This is a genomic window from Thioclava sp. F36-7 (genome assembly GCF_002020075.1).
Taxonomy (GTDB): Bacteria; Pseudomonadota; Alphaproteobacteria; order Rhodobacterales; family Rhodobacteraceae; genus Thioclava; species Thioclava sediminum.
Window position 1 is genome coordinate 187581 of sequence record NZ_MPZR01000001.1, and the last position, 21483, is coordinate 209063.

Annotated in this window: 20 protein-coding genes; 14 read left to right on the forward strand and 6 right to left on the reverse strand. The window is 65.0% G+C overall.

Annotation, left to right across the window (positions count from 1 at the left end):
- Window positions 1-353 precede the first annotated feature (353 nt).
- Window positions 354-1733 carry an L-serine ammonia-lyase gene (locus BMI89_RS00655; RefSeq protein WP_078569434.1) on the reverse strand — a complete coding sequence of 460 codons (1380 nt, stop codon included), beginning with the start codon at window positions 1731-1733 and terminating at the stop codon, window positions 354-356.
- A 153-nt stretch (window positions 1734-1886) separates the two neighbouring features.
- Here BMI89_RS00655 and BMI89_RS00660 point away from each other — a divergent pair, with 153 nt between their 5' ends.
- The 8 genes from BMI89_RS00660 (at window position 1887) to trpS (ending at window position 10589) form a co-directional block, all read left to right on the forward strand.
- The gene (locus BMI89_RS00660; RefSeq protein ID WP_143593781.1) at window positions 1887-2903 is read left to right on the forward strand and encodes a Hint domain-containing protein; all 1017 of its coding nucleotides are present in this window, start codon (window positions 1887-1889) and stop codon (window positions 2901-2903) included.
- A gap of 85 nt (window positions 2904-2988) precedes the next feature.
- A complete protein-coding gene (gene rpiA, locus BMI89_RS00665; RefSeq protein WP_078519635.1) occupies window positions 2989-3774 on the forward strand; it encodes a ribose-5-phosphate isomerase RpiA in 786 nt (261 codons plus the stop codon).
- Window positions 3775-3916: 142 nt separating this feature from the next.
- Window positions 3917-5269, forward strand: coding sequence for a glutathione-disulfide reductase (gor, locus tag BMI89_RS00670; protein WP_078569436.1), 1353 nt, complete (start codon window positions 3917-3919; stop codon window positions 5267-5269).
- A gap of 55 nt (window positions 5270-5324) precedes the next feature.
- Window positions 5325-6506, forward strand: coding sequence for an FtsH protease activity modulator HflK (hflK, locus tag BMI89_RS00675; RefSeq protein WP_078569437.1), 1182 nt, complete (start codon window positions 5325-5327; stop codon window positions 6504-6506).
- Entirely contained in the window at window positions 6506-7438 is a 933-nt protein-coding gene (locus BMI89_RS00680) for a protease modulator HflC (RefSeq protein WP_083079136.1), read from the forward strand. Before hflK ends, BMI89_RS00680 begins: the two co-directional genes overlap by 1 nt.
- On the forward strand, window positions 7438-7629 hold the full coding sequence (locus BMI89_RS20530; RefSeq protein WP_143593782.1) for a DUF2065 family protein: 192 nt from the start codon (window positions 7438-7440) through the stop codon (window positions 7627-7629). The genes BMI89_RS00680 and BMI89_RS20530 overlap by 1 nt, the downstream gene beginning before the upstream one ends.
- Window positions 7630-7804: 175 nt before the next feature.
- Window positions 7805-9277, forward strand: coding sequence for a DegQ family serine endoprotease (locus tag BMI89_RS00685; protein WP_078569438.1), 1473 nt, complete (start codon window positions 7805-7807; stop codon window positions 9275-9277).
- 310 nt (window positions 9278-9587) lie between these two features.
- The gene (gene trpS, locus BMI89_RS00690; RefSeq protein WP_078569753.1) at window positions 9588-10589 is read left to right on the forward strand and encodes a tryptophan--tRNA ligase; all 1002 of its coding nucleotides are present in this window, start codon (window positions 9588-9590) and stop codon (window positions 10587-10589) included.
- A 179-nt stretch (window positions 10590-10768) separates the two neighbouring features.
- Here the strand turns inward: trpS and BMI89_RS00695 are convergent, their stop codons facing one another.
- Window positions 10769-12007: an MFS transporter gene (locus BMI89_RS00695; RefSeq protein WP_078569439.1), complete on the reverse strand. Its 1239-nt coding sequence runs from the start codon at window positions 12005-12007 to the stop codon at window positions 10769-10771.
- 110 nt (window positions 12008-12117) lie between these two features.
- A complete protein-coding gene (locus tag BMI89_RS00700; protein WP_078569440.1) occupies window positions 12118-12681 on the reverse strand; it encodes a peptidoglycan-binding domain-containing protein in 564 nt (187 codons plus the stop codon).
- A 167-nt stretch (window positions 12682-12848) separates the two neighbouring features.
- Between BMI89_RS00700 and BMI89_RS00705 the strand changes: the two genes are divergently transcribed.
- From BMI89_RS00705 to purU, 4 genes are all read left to right on the forward strand, one after another.
- Window positions 12849-13172 (forward strand): 2Fe-2S iron-sulfur cluster-binding protein, encoded by a 324-nt coding sequence (locus tag BMI89_RS00705; protein WP_075776110.1) that lies wholly within the window; start codon window positions 12849-12851, stop codon window positions 13170-13172.
- Window positions 13172-13933 carry a VCBS repeat-containing protein gene (locus BMI89_RS00710; protein WP_078569441.1) on the forward strand — a complete coding sequence of 254 codons (762 nt, stop codon included), beginning with the start codon at window positions 13172-13174 and terminating at the stop codon, window positions 13931-13933. Before BMI89_RS00705 ends, BMI89_RS00710 begins: the two co-directional genes overlap by 1 nt.
- 115 nt (window positions 13934-14048) lie before the next feature.
- Window positions 14049-14999, forward strand: coding sequence for a cation diffusion facilitator family transporter (locus tag BMI89_RS00715; protein WP_078569442.1), 951 nt, complete (start codon window positions 14049-14051; stop codon window positions 14997-14999).
- Window positions 15000-15143: 144 nt separating this feature from the next.
- Window positions 15144-16040 carry a formyltetrahydrofolate deformylase gene (gene purU / locus BMI89_RS00720; protein ID WP_078569443.1) on the forward strand — a complete coding sequence of 299 codons (897 nt, stop codon included), beginning with the start codon at window positions 15144-15146 and terminating at the stop codon, window positions 16038-16040.
- On the opposite strand, the gene BMI89_RS00725 is transcribed toward purU, so the two are convergent.
- Together BMI89_RS00725 and mgtE are read right to left on the reverse strand one after the other, a co-directional pair.
- Window positions 16041-16577: a 5-formyltetrahydrofolate cyclo-ligase gene (locus BMI89_RS00725; protein ID WP_078569444.1), complete on the reverse strand. Its 537-nt coding sequence runs from the start codon at window positions 16575-16577 to the stop codon at window positions 16041-16043. It abuts the gene before it with no gap.
- A complete protein-coding gene (gene mgtE / locus BMI89_RS00730; protein ID WP_078519646.1) occupies window positions 16574-17959 on the reverse strand; it encodes a magnesium transporter in 1386 nt (461 codons plus the stop codon). Before mgtE ends, BMI89_RS00725 begins: the two co-directional genes overlap by 4 nt.
- Window positions 17960-18105: 146 nt before the next feature.
- Between mgtE and guaD the strand changes: the two genes are divergently transcribed.
- Entirely contained in the window at window positions 18106-19389 is a 1284-nt protein-coding gene (gene guaD / locus BMI89_RS00735; RefSeq protein WP_078569445.1) for a guanine deaminase, read from the forward strand.
- Window positions 19386-20117 (forward strand): hypothetical protein, encoded by a 732-nt coding sequence (locus BMI89_RS00740; protein ID WP_078569446.1) that lies wholly within the window; start codon window positions 19386-19388, stop codon window positions 20115-20117. Before guaD ends, BMI89_RS00740 begins: the two co-directional genes overlap by 4 nt.
- Here the strand turns inward: BMI89_RS00740 and BMI89_RS00745 are convergent.
- Window positions 20107-21444, reverse strand: a complete 1338-nt coding sequence (locus BMI89_RS00745) for an 8-oxoguanine deaminase (RefSeq protein ID WP_078569447.1) — start codon at window positions 21442-21444, stop codon at window positions 20107-20109. The two genes, BMI89_RS00740 and BMI89_RS00745, sit on opposite strands and share 11 nt — an antisense overlap.
- Window positions 21445-21483 lie beyond the last annotated feature (39 nt).

A 21483-nucleotide genomic window follows, 5' to 3' on the forward strand; every position in this document is an offset into this window, starting at 1 on the left:
CCCGCGTGGTCCGGTCTTGCGTGTCAGAACCCTGCGTGAATGGGAACTCGGGAGGTATCGCCGATGCGCCTCTCTCGGGCGCGGCTTGCTCACGCGGCAGCGCGGCGATTGGGAGTAAATGCGCGTGGTGGCGCGAAAAGTCAAGGGGGAGCGTGTTTTGAGGACTTCCCTTCGAGTGATGCCCCGCCCGGGCGACCAGCCCGGGCCGCGCCCGACCTCCCCCCGGGAGGGCGCATCTACGCAACCTGCGCGCGCTCGGCCTTCGGGAGAGGTGGCACGATTAAGTGCAAACCACGTAGCGAGCATGCGCCCACCCGAGGTCGGGCGCAGCCCTCAGCACGAGTGAGGCAACCTCAGCAATTCGGCACGTTTACCGCCAGCCCGCCGAGGCTCGTCTCCTTGTAATGCTCGTGCATATCGCGACCGGTCTGGCGCATCGTCTCGATCGCGGCATCGAGCGGCACGAAATGCGTGCCGTCCCCGCGCAGCGCCAGCGAGGCCGCCGACACCGCCTTGATCGCGCCCAGACCGTTGCGCTCGATACAGGGCACCTGCACCAGCCCTTTCACCGGATCGCAGGTCATGCCGAGGTGATGCTCCAGCGCGATTTCGGCCGCGTTCTCGATCTGCTCAGGGCTCCCGCCCAGCACAGCGGCCAGCCCCGCCGCCGCCATCGCCGCCGCCGATCCGACTTCGGCCTGACAGCCGCATTCTGCGCCCGAGATCGAGGCATTGGTCTTGATCAGACCGCCAACCGCCGCCGCGGTCAGCAGGAAGTCGGGGATCTTCGCGGAAGAGGCCGAGGGCACATGATCGAGCCAATACCGGATCACCGAAGGCAGCACGCCCGCCGCCCCGTTCGTCGGCGCGGTGACGACTTGCCCACCGGCGGCGTTTTCCTCGTTCACCGCCATCGCATAGGCCGAGATCCAGTCATTGATCTGATGCGGCGGCGCGAGGTTCTGGCCCCAATCCGCCTTCAAGCTCTCGTGGATCGCCTTGGCGCGCCGCTTCACCCGCAGACCACCGGGCAACTCGCCCTCGCTGGTCAGCCCGCGCTCCATACAGTCGCGCATCGTGATCCAGATTTTCTCGAGACCTTCGTCGATCTCCTTCGGGCCGCGGAAACGCGCCTCGTTGCGCCGCTTCATCTGCGCGATGCTCTGCCCCGAGGCATGGGCCATCGCCAGCATTTCCTCGGCGGTCTTGAAGGGGAACGGCACCGGGCTCGGCGCGTCGCGGGCGGCATCGTCGACGGCGGCCAGTTCCGCCTCGGTGCGCACGAAGCCGCCGCCGATCGAGTAATAGACCTCGTGCATCAACACGTCGCCCTGCGCGTCGCGCGCCTCGATCACCATGCCATTCGCATGGCCGGGCAGAGACGTCTCGTAGTCGAAGATCAGATCGGCCTCGGGGTCGAAAGCCAAAGGCGGCAGGCCCTCAGGTTTCAACAGGTGGTCGCGCGCGTTGGCGGCCAGCAATTTCTCGGCCAGATCGTTATCGTAGCTCTCGGGCACCACGCCCGCGAGCCCGAGGATCGCCGCCCGATCCGTCGCATGGCCCTTGCCGGTGAAGGCAAGCGAGCCGTGCAGGCGCACCCGCACCCCATACGCGGTGAAGGGCGAGACCCGGAGCGCGTCGAGAAACCGCGCGCCCGCTACCATCGGCCCCATCGTATGCGACGAGGACGGCCCGACGCCGATCTTGAAGATATCGAAGACGCTCAGAAACATGCGACCTCCCTGCCCTGATTTTGGCCCAGACTGCCGTGTTCGCCCCCGGATCAACAGCCCCAAAACGACCCCGCCACGCGCAAAAGCAACATCGTTGACGCGATATTCAGGATTATCGCGCAGCCTGAGCGGCGAAAGGCTGTGGTGGGCACGATGCCGATTTTCGGTGCATGGCAATTTTCGGACCTGATCGTATCGGGCCCGGACCCGTTCGGGTCGAACGCGTTGGCGAATGCCGATGCGGTGGGTGCGACCAGCTTCACAATCGATGCCTCCGCTGCGGTGCAGATGATCGATCTGACCGATGACGACACCAATCTCGAGGATGCCGACGGCTCGCAGGAACTCACCGTCCCGATGACATTCGACGGCATCGCCTGGGGCGCGGGTGCGGCGGGCGATGTCGAAATCGAATACAGCTATGTCATCCGTCCGGCGGGCTCCTCCGATCCGGCCGACAATATCACGATCTTCGTGCTCGAATTCGAGGGCGACGTGCATGGCATCGCGTCATCTCACCGCCTTTTCGCGGGGCAAACCTATGAAATCGTCGCAATCGACAGCAACGATCCGGTCATTCCTTATAGCGATCTCGCGGTCTGTTTCGCGCGCGGCACCCGGATCGCGACGAAACTCGGCCCAGTCGCAGTTGAAGACCTGCGCCCCGGCATGAAGGTGCAGACCGCCGATAATGGCTATCGCGAATTGATCTGGACGGGACGCTGGCGGATGACGGGCCGCGACGGGAACGCGCCGATCCGCGTCGCGAAAGGCGCGCTTGGCAATGACCGCGCCTTCGAGGTTTCCGCGCAGCACCGGCTGCTGGTTCGCAGCCGCGCGGGAATCCTTGGCGGGCGGGAGCATCTGATCCCGGCCAAGGGGTTGCTCGATCTGCCGGGGATCGCCCGCGCGCCGCGTCCACGGATCGAATGGCTGCATCTGCTGTTCGAGGCGCATGAGATCGTTTTTGCGGACGGGGCGGCGGTAGAAAGCCTTCTGCCCGGCCCGATGGCGCTGCGCGGGGTCGACCCGCAAGCCGCCGCGCGGCTGCGCGGGTTGATGGCGGAGAACCCGCTCCTCACCCAGCCCGCGCGCCCGATCCTGCCGCCGGGACAGGCGCGACGCCACGCCAAGCAGGCAGGCGGGATGCGACAATTCCTCCTGCGCTGAAGACAGGCCGACAAAGCCCTCGCCTGAGCGCCCTTGATTGCATATAAGCGTCGGCAACTCAGACTGCCCATGAATGGAGTGCCAAATGGCTGCCGACCTCTCCCCGATCGACAAGGCGAAATTCGCCGCCGCCCGCCGTGCCGTTGACCTCGTTGAAGACGGGATGCGTGTGGGCCTCGGCACCGGCTCGACCGCCGCATGGATGGTGCGCTGCCTTGGCGAGCGTATCCGCGACGAAGGGCTGCAGCTGATCGGGGTGCCCACCTCGACGCGCACCGCCGATCTCGCCCGCCAGGTCGGCATCAAGGTCGTGGCGCTCGACGAAGCGAAATGGCTCGATATCACGATCGACGGGGCAGACGAATTCGACCCCGACCTGAACCTGGTGAAGGGTGGCGGCGGCGCGCTGCTGCAAGAAAAGATCGTGGCCACCGCCTCCGATCAGATGGTCGTCATCACCGACGCCTCCAAGGAAGTGAACCATCTGGGCGCTTTCCCCCTGCCCGTCGAGGTCGTCCCCTTTGGCTGGCAGGTCACCCGCGCGCTGATCGAGGAACTGCTCGACTCGATGGACGTGATGGGTCGCCAGACCTCGCTGCGCCTGAACGGCCAGCAGCCCTTCGTGACCGATGAGGGCAATTACATCGTCGATCTGCATCTCAACCGCATCGGCAACCCGCGTCAGCTGGCGCTGGTGCTGAACCAGATTCCCGGCGTGGTCGAGAATGGCCTGTTCATCGACATCTGCGACAAGGTCATCATCGGCGGCACCGACGGCAAGGTCGAAATCCGCGACATCAATGAGGGCACGGTGGCCAACGAGACCATCGAGTTCGCCGAGGACGAGAATATCTTCCGCGATATGGACTGATCTTGGCGCCGGACGCGCGCCTCGGGGATGCAACGCTGTGACGCATCCCCGCCTTGCGCGCGTCTTTCCGTCCCCGCCTTGCTCCTGAGCGCATGGACCGCTAAGCCAAGACGCAAGGAATATCAGGAAGGAAGGCGCCCCCATGAGCTTCGACTACGACCTTTTCGTCATCGGCGGTGGCTCGGGCGGGGTGCGCGCGGCCCGGATTGCCTCGGGCCATGGCGCGCGCGTCGCACTGGCCGAGGAATACCGGATGGGCGGCACCTGCGTGATCCGCGGCTGCGTCCCGAAGAAACTGATGGTTTTCGCCTCGACTGCTCCGGCGGCCATCGAAGACGCCCGCGCCTATGGCTGGAGCGCGGATGCAGGTCAGTTCGACTGGCCGGGTTTCCGCGGCAAGCTGGATGCGGAGCTTGACCGGCTCGAAGCGATCTATCGCAAGGGGCAGGAAAACGCGGGCGTGAAGGTCTTCGACCAGCGCGCCACCGTGTCTGGCCCGCATGAGGTCACGCTGGCTGACGGCACGAAGATCACCACCAAGCACATCCTCGTCGCGGTCGGCGGGCGGCCCTTCGTACCCGAATTCCCGGGCTGCGAACTGGTGATGACCTCGAACGACATCTTCAAGCTCGACACCCTGCCCAAGCGCATCCTGATCGTCGGTGGCGGCTATATTGCGTGCGAATTCGCCTGCATCCTCAACGGATTGGGCGTGGAGGTCACGCAATACAACCGCTCGCCCCTGCTGCGCGGCTTCGATGGCGAGGCGCGCGATCTGATCGTGGATCAGATGCAGGCGAGCGGCATCGACATTCACACTCATGTCGTGATCACCGAGATCGAGAAGACCGAGAACTGCCTGAAAGTCACCTGCGGCGACGGGCGCGAAGACGAGTTCGACGCAGTACTCTACGCGACGGGTCGCACGCCAAACACCGAAGGGCTCGGCCTCGAGACTGCGGGCGTGGAGCTGGGCGAGCGCGGCGAGGTCATGGTCGACGAATGGTCGCAGACCAACGTGCCCTCGATCTTCGCGGTGGGCGATGTCACCGACCGCATCAACCTGACCCCGGTCGCGATCCGCGAGGGCCACGCTTTCGCCGACACCGTCTTCGGCGCCAATGCCCGCGCCTCGGATCACGAGCTGGTGGCCTCGGCCGTCTTCACCCAGCCCGAATTCGGCACCGTCGGCATCACCGAGGAAGAGGCAGAAGAACGCGGCAATGCCGAGGTCTACGTCTCCAGCTTCCGGCCGATGCGCTCGAGCTTTGCGGGCTCCGACGCGCGGGTACTGATGAAATTGATCGTTTGCCGCGAGACGCGCTGCGTGCTGGGCTGCCATATCGTGGCCCCCGAAGCAGGCGAATTGATCCAAATGGTCGGCATCGCCGTCAAAATGGGGGCAACCAAGGAACAGTTCGACGCGACTTGCGCGGTCCACCCGACCATGGGCGAAGAGCTCGTGACCATGCGGAACCCTGTAAGACATTATTGAAATCACGGAAAAGATACCCAACTGTCCGACAAGATAACGGAAAGGTGAGGAGCATATGAGCAACGGAGGCCCCTGGGGCGGCGGAGGCGGTGGCGGCGATGACCGCGACGACGACCGCGAAGACAAGCGTCCCGGTCAGCGACGTCCCGGCGAGGGCGGACAGATCCCGGAAATCGAGGAATTCATGCGCAAGGGCTCTGAGCAGCTCAAGGTGCTGATGGGCGGCAAGGGAGGCGGCAATCGTCCCAACCGTCCCAATGGCGGCGGAGGCGGCAAGAGCCCCTTCCCGGCAAAGACCGCGGTCGTCATCGGCCTCGTGGCTCTGGTTGCGATCTGGCTCGGCTCCTCTCTCTACAAGGTGAACCCGGAAGAGCGCTCGGTGGAGCTGATGTTCGGGCGCTACTACGCGACCAAAGGCCCCGGCCTGAACCTCGCGCCGTGGCCCTTCATCACCTATTCCAAGGTTCCGGTGACGCGCGAACAGACCGTCGATATCGGTTCGGGCCGCGCAGGCACGAACGATACCGGCCTGATGCTGACGGGCGACCAGAATATCGTCGATCTCGAATTCCAGGTGGTCTGGAACATCAGCGATCCGGCGAAATACCTGTTCAACCTCGGCGATCCGCAGGACACGATCCGCGCGGTGTCGGAATCGGCGATGCGCGACATCATCGCACGTTCGAACCTCGCGCCGATCCTGTCGACCGCACGTGGCGAGATCGCGGGCGATCTGCGCTCGGCGGTGCAGAACACGCTCGACAGCTATGATGCAGGCATCAACATCGTTCGTGTGAACTTCAACCGCGCCGACCCGCCGCGCGAGGTGATCGACAGCTTCCGCGAAGTGCAGGCCGCCCAGCAGGAGCGGGACCGCCTCGAGAAGGAAGCCGACGCCTACGCCAACAAGGTCACTGCAGGCGCTCGCGGTGAGGCCGCTCAGGTCAAGGAAGAGGCCGAAGGCTACCGCGCGCAGATCGTGAACGCAGCCGAAGGTGATGCCGCGCGCTTCAACTCGATCCTCACGGAATACGAGAAAGCGCCCGAAGTGACCAAGCGCCGGATGTTCTACGAAACCATGGGCAAGCTGCTGCAGAACGTCGACAAGGTCGTCGTGGACACCAAGGACGGCGCTGGCGGCGTCGTGCCGTATCTGCCGCTGGATCAGCTGCGCAAGAACTCCAGCTCGGCGTCCAACACCACCAACTCGACCGCTAACACGGGAGGAAGCAACTGATGCGCGGACCTATCGCAATTGCCGTTCTCGTTGTTCTCATCTTCCTCGGACTGAATTCGGTCTTCGTGGTGGACGAGCGTGAAAAGGCCCTCGTGCTGCGCTTCGGTGAGGTGCAGCAGGTGAAGACCGAACCCGGTCTCGGGTTCAAGATTCCGGTCGTGGACACCATCGTGAAATACGATGACCGCATCCTGAGCCTGACCACGCAGCCGCTCGAAGTCACGCCCGAGGACGACCGCCGTCTCGTGGTCGACGCCTTCGCCCGCTGGCGCATCGTCGACGCGGTGAAATTCCGCGAAGCGGTGGGCGCAGGTGGTGAGACGACCGCAAAGAGCCGCATCGACGGCATCCTGAACAACGCGATCCGCGAAGTTCTGGGCTCGGTCCCCTCGACGGCTGTGCTGTCGGATGACCGGACGCCGCTGATGAACCGCATCCGCGATCTGGCACGGCGCGAGGCGCTGTCGCTGGGCGTGGACGTGATCGACGTGCGTCTGACGCGCACCGATCTGCCCGAGCAGAACCTCGCCTCCACCTATGGCCGGATGCGGGCAGAGCGTGAACGTGAGGCCGCCGACGAGCGCGCCCGCGGCGCAGAAGCCGCACAGCGTATCCGTGCAACCGCCGACCGTACCGCGGTCGAGGTCACGTCCGAGGCCAAGAAACAGGCCGAGATCGTGCGCGGTGAAGCCGATGCGCAGGCCAACAAGGTCTATGCGGATGCTTACGGCAAGGATCGCCAGTTCTTCGCCTTCGTGCGCGCGCTGCAATTCTACGCGCAATCGATGAAGACGCAGACCTCGTCGCTGGTGACGCAGCCCGACAGCCTCTACTTCGATTACGGGCGCTTCCTGCGCTCGATCGGGGAGAACCCGGGGCCCGAAACCGGTGCAGGCCGGGGCAGCGCATCTGCGAGCCAGGTCGGCCAGTGATGGCGATGCTTCTGACCGGTCTGGGACTGGTCCTTGTGATCGAGGGGCTGGCGCTTGCGCTGGCCCCTTCGCGTATCGAGGAGGCGCTGGATATGCTGCGCGCCATGTCGGCGGGCCAACGTCGCGCCCTTGGCCTTGCGGCTCTGGCGATGGGTGTGGCGATCCTCTGGGCGCTGCGGCAGTTCGGATAATCGCCCCCGCGCCCGCGCCTCAAACGCAAGAGAGCGCGGCTTCAGCCCCCTGCGACGCAATTTCCTGTCGTGAATTTTGGCGAATAACTTCCCTTCGCCCCTCCCTGCTCCTACATTTCAAATCAAAGAGAGCATCGCGCCGGTCTTCCGCACCGGCGAAGCAAGGGAGAGCCATATGACAATCCTCACCGGACCCGGATCCATGCTGCGCGCCGGATTGAGCGCCGCCACGCTTGCCGTGGCGCTCGCCTGCGCCCCTCTGGCCGGGCCCGCCTATGCCCGCGCCGCCCCGGAAAGCTTTGCCGAACTCGTCGATCAGGTGTCCAATTCGGTGGTGAATATCACCACCTCGACCACGGTGGCCGCGCCGACCGGCGAAATGCCGAACTTCCCGCCCGGCTCGCCCTTCGAGGATCTGTTCCGCGATTTCGGCCTGCCGAACCCGAACGCCCCCAATGGCCCGAACGGGCGGGGCGCGCCGCGTCGCTCGAACGCGCTCGGCTCGGGCTTCGTGATTTCGGAAGACGGCTATATCGTCACCAATAACCACGTCATCGAAGACGCCGACGAGATCGAGATCGAATTCTTCTCGGGCAAGCGGCTCGACGCGAAACTGGTGGGCACCGATCCGAAAACCGACATCGCGCTGCTGAAGGTCGAGAGCGATTCCCCCCTGCCCTTCGTCGCCTTCGGCGACAGCGACGCCGTGCGCGTCGGCGACTGGGTGATGGCGATGGGCAACCCGCTGGGTCAGGGCTTCTCCGCCTCGGCCGGGATCATCTCGGCGCGCAACCGCGAGCTGTCCGGCAGCTATGACGACTATCTGCAGACCGATGCCGCGATCAACCGCGGCAACTCGGGCGGTCCGCTCTTCGACATGGAAGGTGAGGTCGTCGGCGTGAACACCGCGATCCTGTCGCCCAATGGCGGCTCGATCGGGATCGGCTTCTCGATGGCGTCGAACGTGGTCGCGAAAGTAGTCGAACAGCTCAAGGAATATGGCGAGACGCGGCGCGGCTGGCTGGGTGTGAAAATCCAGGACGTCACCGCCGACATGGCCGAGGCGATGGGGCTCGAGGCCCCCGAAGGCGCGCTTGTCTCCGAAGTGCCCGATGGCCCCGCGAAAGAGGCCGGGATCGAAGCGGGCGACGTGATCACCTCCTTCGATGGCGGCGAGGTCAAGAGCACCCGCGATCTGGTGCGTCGCGTGGCCGACGCCCCGGTGGGCGAGAAGGTCCGCGTGACCGTGATGCGCGATGGCGAGGCCAAGACGCTTCTGGTGACGCTGGGCCGTCGCGAAGCCGCCGAGGGCGAACAGCCCCCGAAGGCCGTTCAGGCCCCGCAGGAGGTCGAGAAGGACATGCTCGGCCTGACCGTGACGCCGCTGACGGATGACCTGCGCACCGAGATGGGTCTGACGAAAGAGGCCAACGGCCTCGTCATCAAGCAGATCGACGAAACCTCCTCGGCCTATGAGAAGGGTCTCCGCGTCGGCGATCTGATCACAGAGGTCGGGCAGAAGCCGGTCTCCGCGGTCGATGACTTCGAAGAGCGCGTGCAGGCGGCGAAGGATGCGGGGCGCAAGTCGATCCTGCTGTTGATCCGCCGCGCTGGCGAGCCGCGTTTCGTGGCCCTCCCCGTGGAGTGATCCGCACCGCTCAAAACGGTAGAAAAGGCGCCCCGCGGGGCGCCTTTTTCAGTAAATGGTGCGCGTGAGAACGTTGAAGGCTCGAAGCGCAATGGCCGCTTCGAGCCCTTTCTACCATTCGATTGACGCGCGATCGTTCCGACGATATTTCGAATTTCATGGAAAACACTACGATCATCGCAACGACCTGGTGGCTGGCCTCCTGACAGGGTGGCCGGATGACCAAACGTATTCCGAGGCCGCCGCATGGGCGGCCTTTTGTTTTCCAGGCTTCCTGATGCGCGGCCTCTCATTTCATGAGAAGACGCAAATGAACAGACAGACCATTCTGACAGGCGACCGCACCACGGGGCCGCTTCACATCGGGCACTATGCAGGCTCACTTGCAAACCGGCTGCGCTACCAGGACAGCCACGAACAGTTCCTTCTGCTGGCAGACACCCAGGCCCTGACCGACAACGCGCATGATCCAGAGAAAGTGCGGCGCAGCGTGTTCGAAGTCGCGCTGGATTATCTGGCCGTCGGCATTGATCCCAGTCGCACGGCCATCTGCCTTCAATCGCATCTTCCGGCGCTGGCCGAGCTGTCGATGCTCTACCTGAACTTTGTCACGGTCGCGCGGCTTGAACGGAACCCGACGATCAAGGATGAAATCCGCGCGCGCGGGTTCGGGCGCGATATTCCCGCCGGATTTCTCTGTTATCCGGCGGCCCAGGCGGCAGATATCACCGCCTTCAAGGCGACTGTCGTTCCGGTCGGCGAGGATCAGGCCCCGCTTATCGAGCAAACGAACGAGATTGTTCGTCGCATCAATGCAACGGCAGGTCGCGCCGTGTTGCCCGAGGCTCGGGCGATCATCCCCAAGTCAGGCCGCTTGCCCGGTGTCGATGGCAAGGCCAAAATGTCGAAATCCGGTGGTAACGCCATTGCTCTGTCCGCATCGTCGGCGGAGATCCGAAGCGCTGTTAGGGCGATGTTCACCGATCCGAGCCACCTGCGTGTCGAAGACCCGGGCTGCATCGAAGGCAACGTCGTCTTCACCTATCTCGACGCCTTCGATCAGGACCAGGACGAGCTTGCCGAACTCAAGACACAGTATCAGCGCGGCGGGCTTGGCGATGGCAAGATCAAGGCGCGTCTGGACGGTATTCTCCAGGACCTCATTGCCCCAATTCGTGAGCGCAGGGCACAGCTCTCCGAAGACCGGGGATACGTTCTTGAGGTAATCAAAGAGGGCACGGAACGGGCGCGTCAGCGAACCGAGGCGACAAAGCGCGAGGTGGTGAATGCCTTGGGTCTGTTCCAGCTGTAGGTGAGCGGGGGCGGGCGATCCGGACTAAGGTGCGTTTCGTCCGCTTAGCCGAAATCCGCCGCAGACAGATCTCGAAGTTCCCGTCGGGAGCTGCTGATCGACATGGCGTTGCGCCTACAATGCGTCCGGCCCCACGCTGCACCAGTTACTGCAAAGGGCAGCCCCCCGGGGCGCCTTTTTCATGGCGCCGCTTCGCGCGCCAGCACCCGGCGCGAGGCGATCGTCAGGCTCCCGGCTGCGATCACGCACCAGACCGCCATGCCCAGCATCTGCGTCGGCAACTCCACTCCCATATCGATAAGCACGCCCGTGATCCCCGGCCCCACGGCGGTCGAGAGCACCATCGAGGCCACGATGATCGCGCGGATGCCCCCGAGGTTCTTCACCCCGTAGACCTCGGGCCAGAGCGCGCCCATCAGCGTGCCGGAAAACCCGTTCGACATGCCAAGCAGCGCCATGAAGACATAGACACCCCAGACCGGCGTGACCAAGGCGACCGTCAGCGAGGCAAGCGTCAGCGGGGCCAGCACGAAGGGCAGCAGGCGCAGCGCTCCGAACCGGTCGATCAGCCCGCCGCAGACGAAGCCGAAGCCCACTGTCGCGAGGGACATCACCGGGAAGGCCGCCGCGAAGGCGAGCGGGGAATAGCCGCGCAGCTCGGTCAGGTAGCCTTGGTGGAAGAAGATCACCGTGCCGATGAAGGGCGGTGCGAGCAGCCCCGCCAGCAGCATGTAGAGGACCGGATCGCGGATCACCTCCGCACGGGTCCAGTCGCGGGCGGTGCCCGAGGCGCTCGATTGCACCTCGGTCGCGTTGGGCACCCGCTCGACCTGCATCAGCTGCATCAGGAGCGGCCAGGCGATCAAGACCAGCACCCCGGCCGAGAGCCACCACGCGAGATGCCAATTGCCGCTCGCCTGCGCGATCAGCACCACCAGAACCGGCAGCAGCGCAGAGCCGAAAGGCTGGCCCGGGACGATCAGCGACATCGCCTTGCCGCGGCTCGCGACGAACCAGCGGCCGATCTCGGTGAAGGCGATCTCGGTCATCATGCCCTGCCCGAAAAGCCGCAGCATGTAGATCGCCACCGTCAGAAAGATCAGGTTCGGCGCGAGCGTGATCCCGACACAGGCCAGCGCGAGCAGCGGAATGGTAAAGCGCACGACCTTCCAGCCGGGCATCAGGTCGAGCGTGCGCCCGAGGAAGGGCAGCGTCGAGGCCGAGGCCAGTGTCGCCACCATGTAGAGCGCCCCGAAGGTGCCACCCGACAGACCGAACGTGGCCCGGATGTCATTGCCCGACAGGCCGATGAAGAAGGTCTGCCCGAAGGAGGAGAACAGCGTCAGCAGGAACCCCGCGCCGAGCCAGCGGGCATTGTCGCGCATGAAGCGCAGGTTGCTGCCGAAAAGCTTTTGCATGATGCCCCCTGATCCCTTGGTCCCCGGTTAGAGACCGTTCCCCCCGTGGGCACAACCCCGCCGCCTGCGCAAAGGTCTGTGCGGCGATGCTATGGCAAGCGCAGGCGGGTTCACTCCGACCAGATATAGAGCCCCAGTTCCTGCGCGGCGCGGACCGAGAGCGTCGGGCTGTCGAGGCCGCGCGGCGCTTGATAGGCCGCGATCGCGCGGCCCGTCGCCGGGTCCAGCTTGCCGTCGGCGGGGCCAGAATAAAGCCCGCGCAGCGCCAGCGCACGCTGGGTCATGGCAACGAAAGCGGGCGTCAGATCCTCCGAACAGACGGATTCGAAATAGCGCGGCTTGCCGCTATCGACGAGCTTCTGCCCGCTCAATTCGCGATAGATCGCGGGCTGGGTGACCTTGCCGGTCTTCGGATCGCGCTGTTCGGGGAGCACCTGCACCTGCCCGGTCACGGTCTCGACCTTGGCCGGGCCTTTGAGTTGGGTGAAACATCCCTGCGCGTCGTCGGCGGGCGGGCGGCTTTGCAGCACATGGGCGAGCGTCTTGGCGGGCGGGTCCTTCGGTGTGGCCTCCGAACCCTGCGCTGTGGGCTGACAGCCCGCCAGCCCCATCGTCACACCCAGCGCCACCAGCACCGCCCGCACCGTGCCGAAGTTTTCAGCGATCTGCCGCATTCTCGTCTCCGCCTGCCTTGGGCCGGCACACTAGCCGATATCTACGCTGCGGCAATCCCTTGCCCGTGACAGCCCACCTCTGGCCAAATCGCCGAAAGCAGCTTAGATCACTTGCGACCGGCCCCGCCGGCAAGCGCGTTTTGATTACGAACAAGAGGCCCCGAGCTATGGCGAAAATCACCTATGTCGAATTCAACGGCACCCGTCACGAGATCGACGTGAAGCCCGGCATGACCGTGATGGAAGGTGCACGCGACAATGGCGTGCCCGGCATCGACGCCGATTGCGGCGGCGCCTGCGCCTGTTCGACCTGCCATGTCTATGTCGACAAGGACTGGATCGAGAAACTGCCTCCGCGCGATCCGATGGAAGAGGACATGCTCGATTTCGCTTACGAGCCCGATCCCGTCACCTCGCGCCTGACCTGCCAGATCAAGGTCACGGACGAGCTCGACGGCCTGATCGTCAACCTTCCCGAAAAGCAGATCTGATGCGACGCGCGGTGGCCCTCGCTTGCGCGCTGGTCACCGCTGCCGCCCTGCCCGCGCGGGCCGAGATGTCGGTCGCCGCGCAATTCACCGAGCCGACGGACCGCTATGGTCACGGCGCGCTCGGCCCCGATCATGAATTCGCAAATCTCCAGATCGACGTGACCCGCAAGGCGGGCAATCCCAAGGGTCTGTTCTCAGGCCACAGCACGTTGACCTACGAGCTGCGCCTCGACCCCGACATGGTCTATGAGGACACGAGCCCGCGCCTGAGCGATCTCGACGGCGATGGCATCGCCGAGGTGATCGTGGTGCAATCGCATCTGAAGTTCGGCTCGCGGCTTCTGGTGCTCACGGTGAAATCGGGCAAGCCGGAATTCCTCGCCGCGACCGATTTCGTGGGAGAGCCGAACCACTGGCTCGCGCCCATCGGCATCGCGGATTTCGATGGCAACGGGCATCGCGACATCGCGCTGATCGACGCGCCGCATCGCTTGGGCGTTTTGCGGGTTTTCGAATATCGTGACGGCGCCTTGCACCCGACCTTCGCGGGCGGGCAGTTCACCAATCACCGTTTCGGCTCTGACACGATCCTGGGCGGGGTGCGCGATTGCGGCTCTGGTCCCGAGATGATCGTCGCCAGTTTCGACTGGTCCGCGTTGCTGTCGCTCTCTGTCACGCCCAGACAAACCGTGGCATGGACACGCCTCGGCACCGACACCTCGCCCGGCGGTTTCGCGAAAGCGCTGAACTGCAACGGCTGAGCCCTCCCGCACCGGCCTCGGGAACCGCCCTGCCCCCGCCCATGTTACCCCTGCATCACGACACCGGCGCGCGGTCGTTCCTCCCCGTCGCGCGCCCCGATGCAGGATCCCAGCCATGGCCGACGCCCAAGCCTCCGAAGAAAAGCCGATTGCCGTCTATGGCGCGCTCGCCGCGAACCTTCTGATCGCCATCGCGAAATTCGTGGCCGCAGCCTTCACGGGTAGCTCGTCCATGCTGGCGGAGGCGTTCCACTCGGTGGTCGATACCGGCAATGAGGGTCTGCTGTTGCTGGGCCACAAGCGCAGCAAGAAGGAACCGGACGAGAAACACCCGTTCGGCTATGGCAAGGAGCTGTATTTCTGGTCGCTCGTCGTCGCGATGCTGCTGTTTGCGATCGGCGGCGGGCTCTCGATCTATGAGGGCATCGTCCATATCCAGAGCCCCGAACCGATCGAGAAACCGATCTGGAATTATGGCGTACTGCTCGTGGCCTTCCTCGCCGAGGGCACCTCCTGGGTCATCGCGATCCGTGAGCTTCTGAAGCAGCGCAAACCGGGCGAAGGCTATTTCAAGGCCTTCCGCCGCTCCAAGGATCCGTCGATCTTCGTCGTCGTCGCCGAGGACAGCGCGGCCCTTCTGGGTATCCTCGCCGCAGCGCTTGGCGTCTATCTCTCGGTGACGTTCGAGAATCCGTTCTTCGACGGCGCGGCCTCCATCGTCATCGGCCTCATCCTGATCGTCGTCGCGATCATCCTCGTCTACGAGACCCGCGCGCTGATCATGGGCGAGGCCGCAGACCGCGACGTGCGCAAATCGATCCGCGAGATCGCGACCGGGTTCGACGAGGTCGCAGAGGTCAAACGCCTCCTAACGATGCATTTCGCGCCCGATCAGGTGCTGGTGAATATAGAGCTGAAGATGAGGAACGGCCTCTCGCCCGAAGCGATCTTCCACGCGGTGGAGGCGGTGCAGAAGAAAATCCACGAGGCCCATCCGGAGGTTTCGAGCGTTTTCCTCGAAATCGAATCCCTGCGCGGCACGCAGCCCGAAAACGCGGCGGCCTGAGGCCGCGCGCCGCGCCCCTGACGCGATGCCGCTTTTCACCGCAACGCCGTCGCTTTCTCCCGCGCTCCTCCCCGGAGTCGGGGTGATTGTGTCCCCACCCCCGGCGCGCTAGGAAACCGGGCGAAAGATCAAAAGGGATGCGACATGACCCAGACTGCCGACGCTTACGTTCTCACCGTTGCCTGCCCCTCGACGCGGGGGATCGTCGCGGGGATCGCGAACGTGTTGGCCGATCAGGGCTGCAACATCACCGACTCGCATCAGTATGACGACCCGAAGACGGGCCAGTTCTTCATGCGCGTCAGCTTCGTCTCCGAGAAGGGCAAGGATGCCGAGGCGATCCGCGCCGCCTTCGAGCCGGTCGCCAAGGATTTCGAGATGGACTGGGCGGTCCGCGACTCCCGCGAGAAGATGAAGGTTCTGGTGATGGTGTCGAATTTCGGCCACTGCCTGAACGACCTTCTCTATCGCTGGCGCATAGGGGCGCTGCCGATCGAGATCGTGGGCGTGGTGTCGAACCACATGACCTATCAGAAGGTCGTCGTGAACCATGACCTGCCCTTCCACCACATCAAGGTAACGAAAGAGAACAAGCCCGAGGCCGAGAAGCGCCTTCTGGACGTGGTCGATGAATCGGGCGCGGAACTGATCGTGCTGGCGCGCTACATGCAGATTCTGTCGGATGCGCTGTGCCAGAAGATGTCGGGCCGGATCATCAACATCCACCACTCCTTCCTGCCGAGCTTCAAGGGTGCGAACCCCTACAAGCAGGCCTATGAGCGTGGCGTGAAGCTGATCGGGGCGACCTCGCATTACGTGACCGCCGATCTCGACGAAGGCCCGATCATCGAGCAGGACACCGTGCGCGTCACCCATGCGCAAAGCCCGTCGGATTACGTCTCGCTTGGCCGCGACGTCGAGGCGCAGGTGCTGTCGCGCGCGATCCACGCCCATGTGCAGCACCGGGTGTTCCTGAACGACAACAAGACGGTCGTCTTCCCGGCCTCGCCCGGTGCCTACGCCTCCGAGCGGATGGGCTGATCAAAGATGTAGGATGCCCGCCTCGGTCACGATCATGTCGAGAGGCTGATCGGTCGGCTCGGTGGGCACCTCCGGCACTTCCTGCGCCGCAAAAGCAAAGCCGATCGCCGTGACCGGGCCGCGTGCGCGCAGCCCCTCCAGCGTGCGGTCGTAAAAGCCGCCACCATAGCCCAGCCGATAGCCCTTAGCGTCGAAAGCCAGTAGCGGGACGATCAGCACCTCGGGCGTGATCTCTTCGCCCTCTGCCGGGATATGCGCCCCGAAAGCGCCCGCGATCATTTCGGTCTCGGGCGTCCAGCGGTGAAAGACCAGAGGCTGCGCCTCCGCGACCACCACCGGCAGACAAAGCGGCCCGCCATGGGCCACCATCGCCGGGCGCGGATCGGGCTCGGTGCGGATCGGCCAATAGCCCGCCAACACCTTGCCCGCGAAAGGCTCCAGCGCCGCCGTCAGCGCACGGGTCGCCGCGCCATCATCGGCCGCATGGGCCGCCTTGCGCGCCGCGAAAGCATCCTTGCGCGCGAGATCCTTGCTCATAGCAGGACCACAGAAGCCAGCCCGAGGAAGGCGAAGAAGCCCACCACATCGGTCATCGTCGTGACGAACGTACCCGAGGCCAAGGCCGGGTCCGCGCCGAGCTTCTCCAGCGCGAGCGGGATCAGGATGCCCGACAAGGCAGCCACCACGAGATTGATCACCATCGCCAGCCCGATCACGATCCCAAGCTGCGCGCCCGAGAACCAGAAGGCGGCCACCGCGCCCATCACCACCGCGAAGGCCAGACCGTTCAACAGCCCCACGATGGCTTCCCGTCGCACGACCCTCCAGACGTTGCTGTCGGTCAGGTCGCGGGTCGCGAGTGCGCGCACCGCCACGGTCAGGGTCTGAGTGCCCGCATTGCCGCCCATCGAGGCCACGATCGGCATCAAGACGGCCAGCGCCACAAGCTGCTGGATCGTACCCTCGAAGATCGAGATCACCGCCGAGGCGAGAATAGCCGTCAGGAGGTTAATGAAGAGCCACGGCAGGCGCTGACGCACGGTTTCCAGAACGGTATCCGAGATCGCGGATTCGTCGCCCACACCGGCGAGGCGGAGGATGTCTTCCTCGTGTTCCTCGTCGAGCACCGACATCGCGTCGTCGATGGTGATGACGCCGACCAAGCGGTCGTCTTCATCCACAACCGGGGCCGAGATCAGGTGATACTGGTTGAACGCATAGGCCACGTCGCCCTCGTCCTGATAGGCCGAGATCTTGCGGAACTCTTCCTCACAAATCTCGATCAGCTTCGAGGCGCGCGGGGCGGACAGGATGCGTCCCAGAGTGACATTGCCGACCGGATGATGGCCCGGATCGACCAGGGTCACGTGATAGAACTGGTCGGGCAGCCATTTGGCTTTGCGCAGAAAGTCGATCGTCTCGCCCACCGTCCAATGCTCGGGCGCGGTCACGACCTCGCGCTGCATCAAACGACCCGCGGAATATTCGGGATAGCCCAGCGATTTTTCGACCGCGGCACGGTCGGTCTCGTCGAGCGCGCCGAGGATCGCTTCCTGCTGCGGCTCCTCGAGATCCTCGATCAGGTCGACGACGTCATCGGAATCGAGCTCACGGACAGCGTCGGCCAGAACTTCCGGCGGCAGGCTCGCGAGAACCTCCTCGCGGATGCCCTCATCGATCTCGGTCAGTATCTCGCCGTCGATCTGGCGGCCCCAGAGCCGCAGAATCTCGCGCCGCTCATGGCCGGAAACCTGTTCGATAAGGTCGGCGATATCGGCGGCGTGCAAGGGCTCGAGCAGCTCGCTCAGGCGATCTGCATCTTCCTGCTCGACGGCATCAAGAATTTCCTCGACCAGCTCTCCGCTCAGCCGATAATCCTCTTCCTCGCGCTCTGTCTCTTCGGCAAGTGCTTCGGCCATGTCGCCCCCATTCCGATCGCGCGTGAAACATAGCTGTTTTCTCGCAGATGGACAGGGGGGCGAGGGCGAAAAAGAAGCGCCGCGACGGCAGAGATTTACCTTCGCCCCGCCCCGCCCTAGCATGACGCGTCGGACAGGAGAGAATGATGGCTGAGCTGCACCTTGGGCAGGTTCTGGAATACCGTGGCGACGCGCTTGTCGAGGGGCCGGAGGCGGTCACGCACCGGCGCCGCGGCGGTATGCTGATCGACGGCGGTATGATCGCCGCCGTGGGCGAGGCCGACGATCTGCGCGAGGCCCATCCGCAGGCCGAGATCGTCGATCATGGCGACCACCTCCTGTCGCCCGGGTTCGTCGATGCGCATGTGCATTACCCGCAGACCGCGATCATCTCGAGTTGGGGCAAGCGCCTGATCGACTGGCTCAACACCTACACTTTCCCCGAAGAGATTTCCTTCGCCGATCCCGCCCATGCCGAGGAGATCGCGACCCGCTATCTCGATCTGGCGCTGATGAACGGCACGACGTCGATGTGCAGCTATTGCACGATCCATCCCGCCAGCGTCGAAGCCTTCTTCACCGCCGCCAAGACCCGCGGGATGCGCGCCGCGGCGGGCAAGACCTGCATGGATCGCCACGCCCCCGAGGCTTTGCGCGACACGCCTCAATCCGCCTATGACGACAGCCGCATCCTCTTGCAGAAATGGCACGGGACGGGCCGGCTGAGCTATGTCATCACGCCGCGCTTCTCCCCCACCTCGTCGGCGGATCAGCTTTGCGCCTTGGGCGCGCTCTGGGCGGAGCATCCCGATTGTCTGATGCAGACCCATCTGAGCGAGCAGGTGGACGAGATCGCCTGGGTGCGCGAGCTATACCCCACCGCGCGCGACTACCTCGACACTTACGAGACCTATGGCTTGCTGGGCGAGAACGCGCTTTACGGCCACGCGATCCATCTGGAACCGCGCGAGGCCGACCGGATCAAGGAGGTCGGCGCGGCGCTGATCCATTGCCCGACCTCGAACACGTTCATCGGCTCGGGGCTCTTCGACTGGCCGACGCGTCTGGCCGAAGGCCAGCAGATCGGTTTGGCCACCGATACCGGCGGCGGGTCGAGCTTCTCGATGCTGCGCACGATGGCCGCCGCCTATGAGATCGGGCAGCTCACGCATCAGCCGCTGCACCCCGCACAGCTTTGGTGGCTGGCCACGCAAGGCTCGGCCAAGTCGATGCGGATGGGTGACAAGATCGGTGCGCTGGCGCCGGGGATGGAGGCGGATTTCATCGCTGTCGACCTCGCCTCGACGCTTGCCATTTCGCAACGCGCGGCGCGTGCGGAGGATATCTGGGAGGCGATCTTCCCCACGATCATGATGGGCGACGACCGCGCGATCACGGGCACCTGGGTCGCGGGCAAGCGGCTGCATTGAACGATCCGGCCTTCGAGAGGATTTACGCCCGCGCGCCCTTCACCATCGATTTTCTCGACGGCGGGGGCAATGATCTGGTGATCTCCTTCGCCTCGATCGGCCATGACCCAAGCCGCCCGCCCGCACCGGAATTCGTCGCCACTGCCACGGGGCGCGGCACGCTCGGCTTCCCGCGCCGAGCGCTGTTCATCAGCGACGAAAGCCGCAGCTGGGCAAACGATCCGGGTTTCGCCCCTGCCCTGCGCGCCGCCTTGGCGGAGGTGACGCGCCGCCGCCCCGTCACCCGCATCGCCGCCATTGGCCTCTCGATGGGCGCGGTCTCGGCGCTGGTCGCAGCGGAGGTGATCCCGGTCGATGTGGTGCTCGCGCTGTCGCCGCAAGTCTCGGTCAAACCGGGCGTCGTGCCGGGGGAGACGCGCTGGAGCGAGTGGACCTCTCGGATCGGAACATTCGCCCGCGAGACCACGCCGCTCCCGCCCGCGCCATGCTGGACGATCCTGTGCCACGGCGCGCATGACGATCTGGATCAGGCCATGCACTTCCCGCGCGCAGAAAACGTCGATCACCTGATCTTCCCCGATCTCGGCCATTCCGACCTCGGGCCGCATCTGAAGGCGCGCGGCGGGTTGTCGGGGCTGATGGAGGCCGCCCTTGCAGGCGACCGTCGCCGCCTGCTGCGGATCGCCAGCGCCGCCGGGGCCGTGCGGCGCGAGAAATTCAGCCCATAAGCCGTCCCGCGAGACGGTTTTGCCTCTCGATCACCCGCGGCAGGTCGATCGTCACCACATGCCCGTCGCGCACCACCTGACGGCCCTCGACGAAGAGATGTTTCACCTTGGGCGGCCCACACAGCACCAGCGCCGCGACCGGATCCCATGCGCCCGCCGCCTCCAGCCCGGAGACATCCCAGATCGCCACATCCGCGCGTTTTCCGGGCGCGAGCACGCCGCAATCGGGGCGGCCCAGCACCTGCGCCCCGCCCAAAGTCGCGATCTCCAGCGCTTCGCGCGCGGCCATCGCGTCGGCGCCGTTTTGCACCCGCTGCAGCAGCATCGCCATACGCGCCTCGCCGATGAGGGAGCCTGCATCGTTCGAGGCCGAGCCATCGACGCCCAGCGCGACCTTCACCCCCGCATCGCGCATCTGGCGCACCGGCGCGATGCCCGAGCCCAGACGGCAATTCGAGCACGGACAATGCGCAACCCCCGTCTTCGTGCGCGCGAACAGATCGATCTCGCCCGCGTCCAGCTTCACGCAATGCGCGTGCCAGACATCGTCGCCAGTCCAGCCGAGATCCTCGGCATATTGCCCCGGACGGCAGCCGAACTGCTCCAAGCTGTACGAAATATCCTCGTCATTCTCGGCCAGATGGGTGTGCAGCATCACGCCCTTGTCGCGCGCCAGCAGCGCCGCGTCGCGCATCAGCTCGCGCGAGACGGAAAACGGCGAGCAGGGCGCGATCCCCACCCGGCACATCGAGCCCTCGCCTGCATCGTGGAACGCATCGACGACCCGGATGCAGTCGTTCAGGATCGCGTCCTCGCGCTCGACCAGACTATCGGGCGGCAAGCCACCATCGCTCTCGCCGATGCTCATCGCGCCGCGCGTGGGGTGGAAGCGCAGGCCCAGCTCGGCGGCGGCGTGGATCGTGTCCTCCAGCCGCGCGCCATTCGGATACATATACAGATGATCGGAACTGGTGGTGCAGCCGGTCAGCGCCAGCTCCGCGAGCCCCACCTGCGCCGAGACGCGGATTTCCTCGGGCCCCATCTTCGCCCAGATCGGATAGAGCGTCTGCAGCCAGCCAAATAGCAGCGCATCTTGGCCGCCCGGCACTGCGCGGGTCAGCGTCTGGTAAAGATGATGATGGGTGTTCACGAGGCCCGGTGTGACGACACAGCCCTTGGCCTCGACCACCTCGCCCGTGCTTTCCAGCCCCGGCCCGACGGCGGCGATCTGCCCGTCGCGCAGCAGCAGATCCGCGCCCTTCAGCTCGCGCCGGGTGCCGTCCATCGTGACGATCACCTCGGCGCCCCGGATCAAGATCTCGCCCATCGCGCGCTCCTACTGGCTGGTTTCGCCAGAGCCTAGACC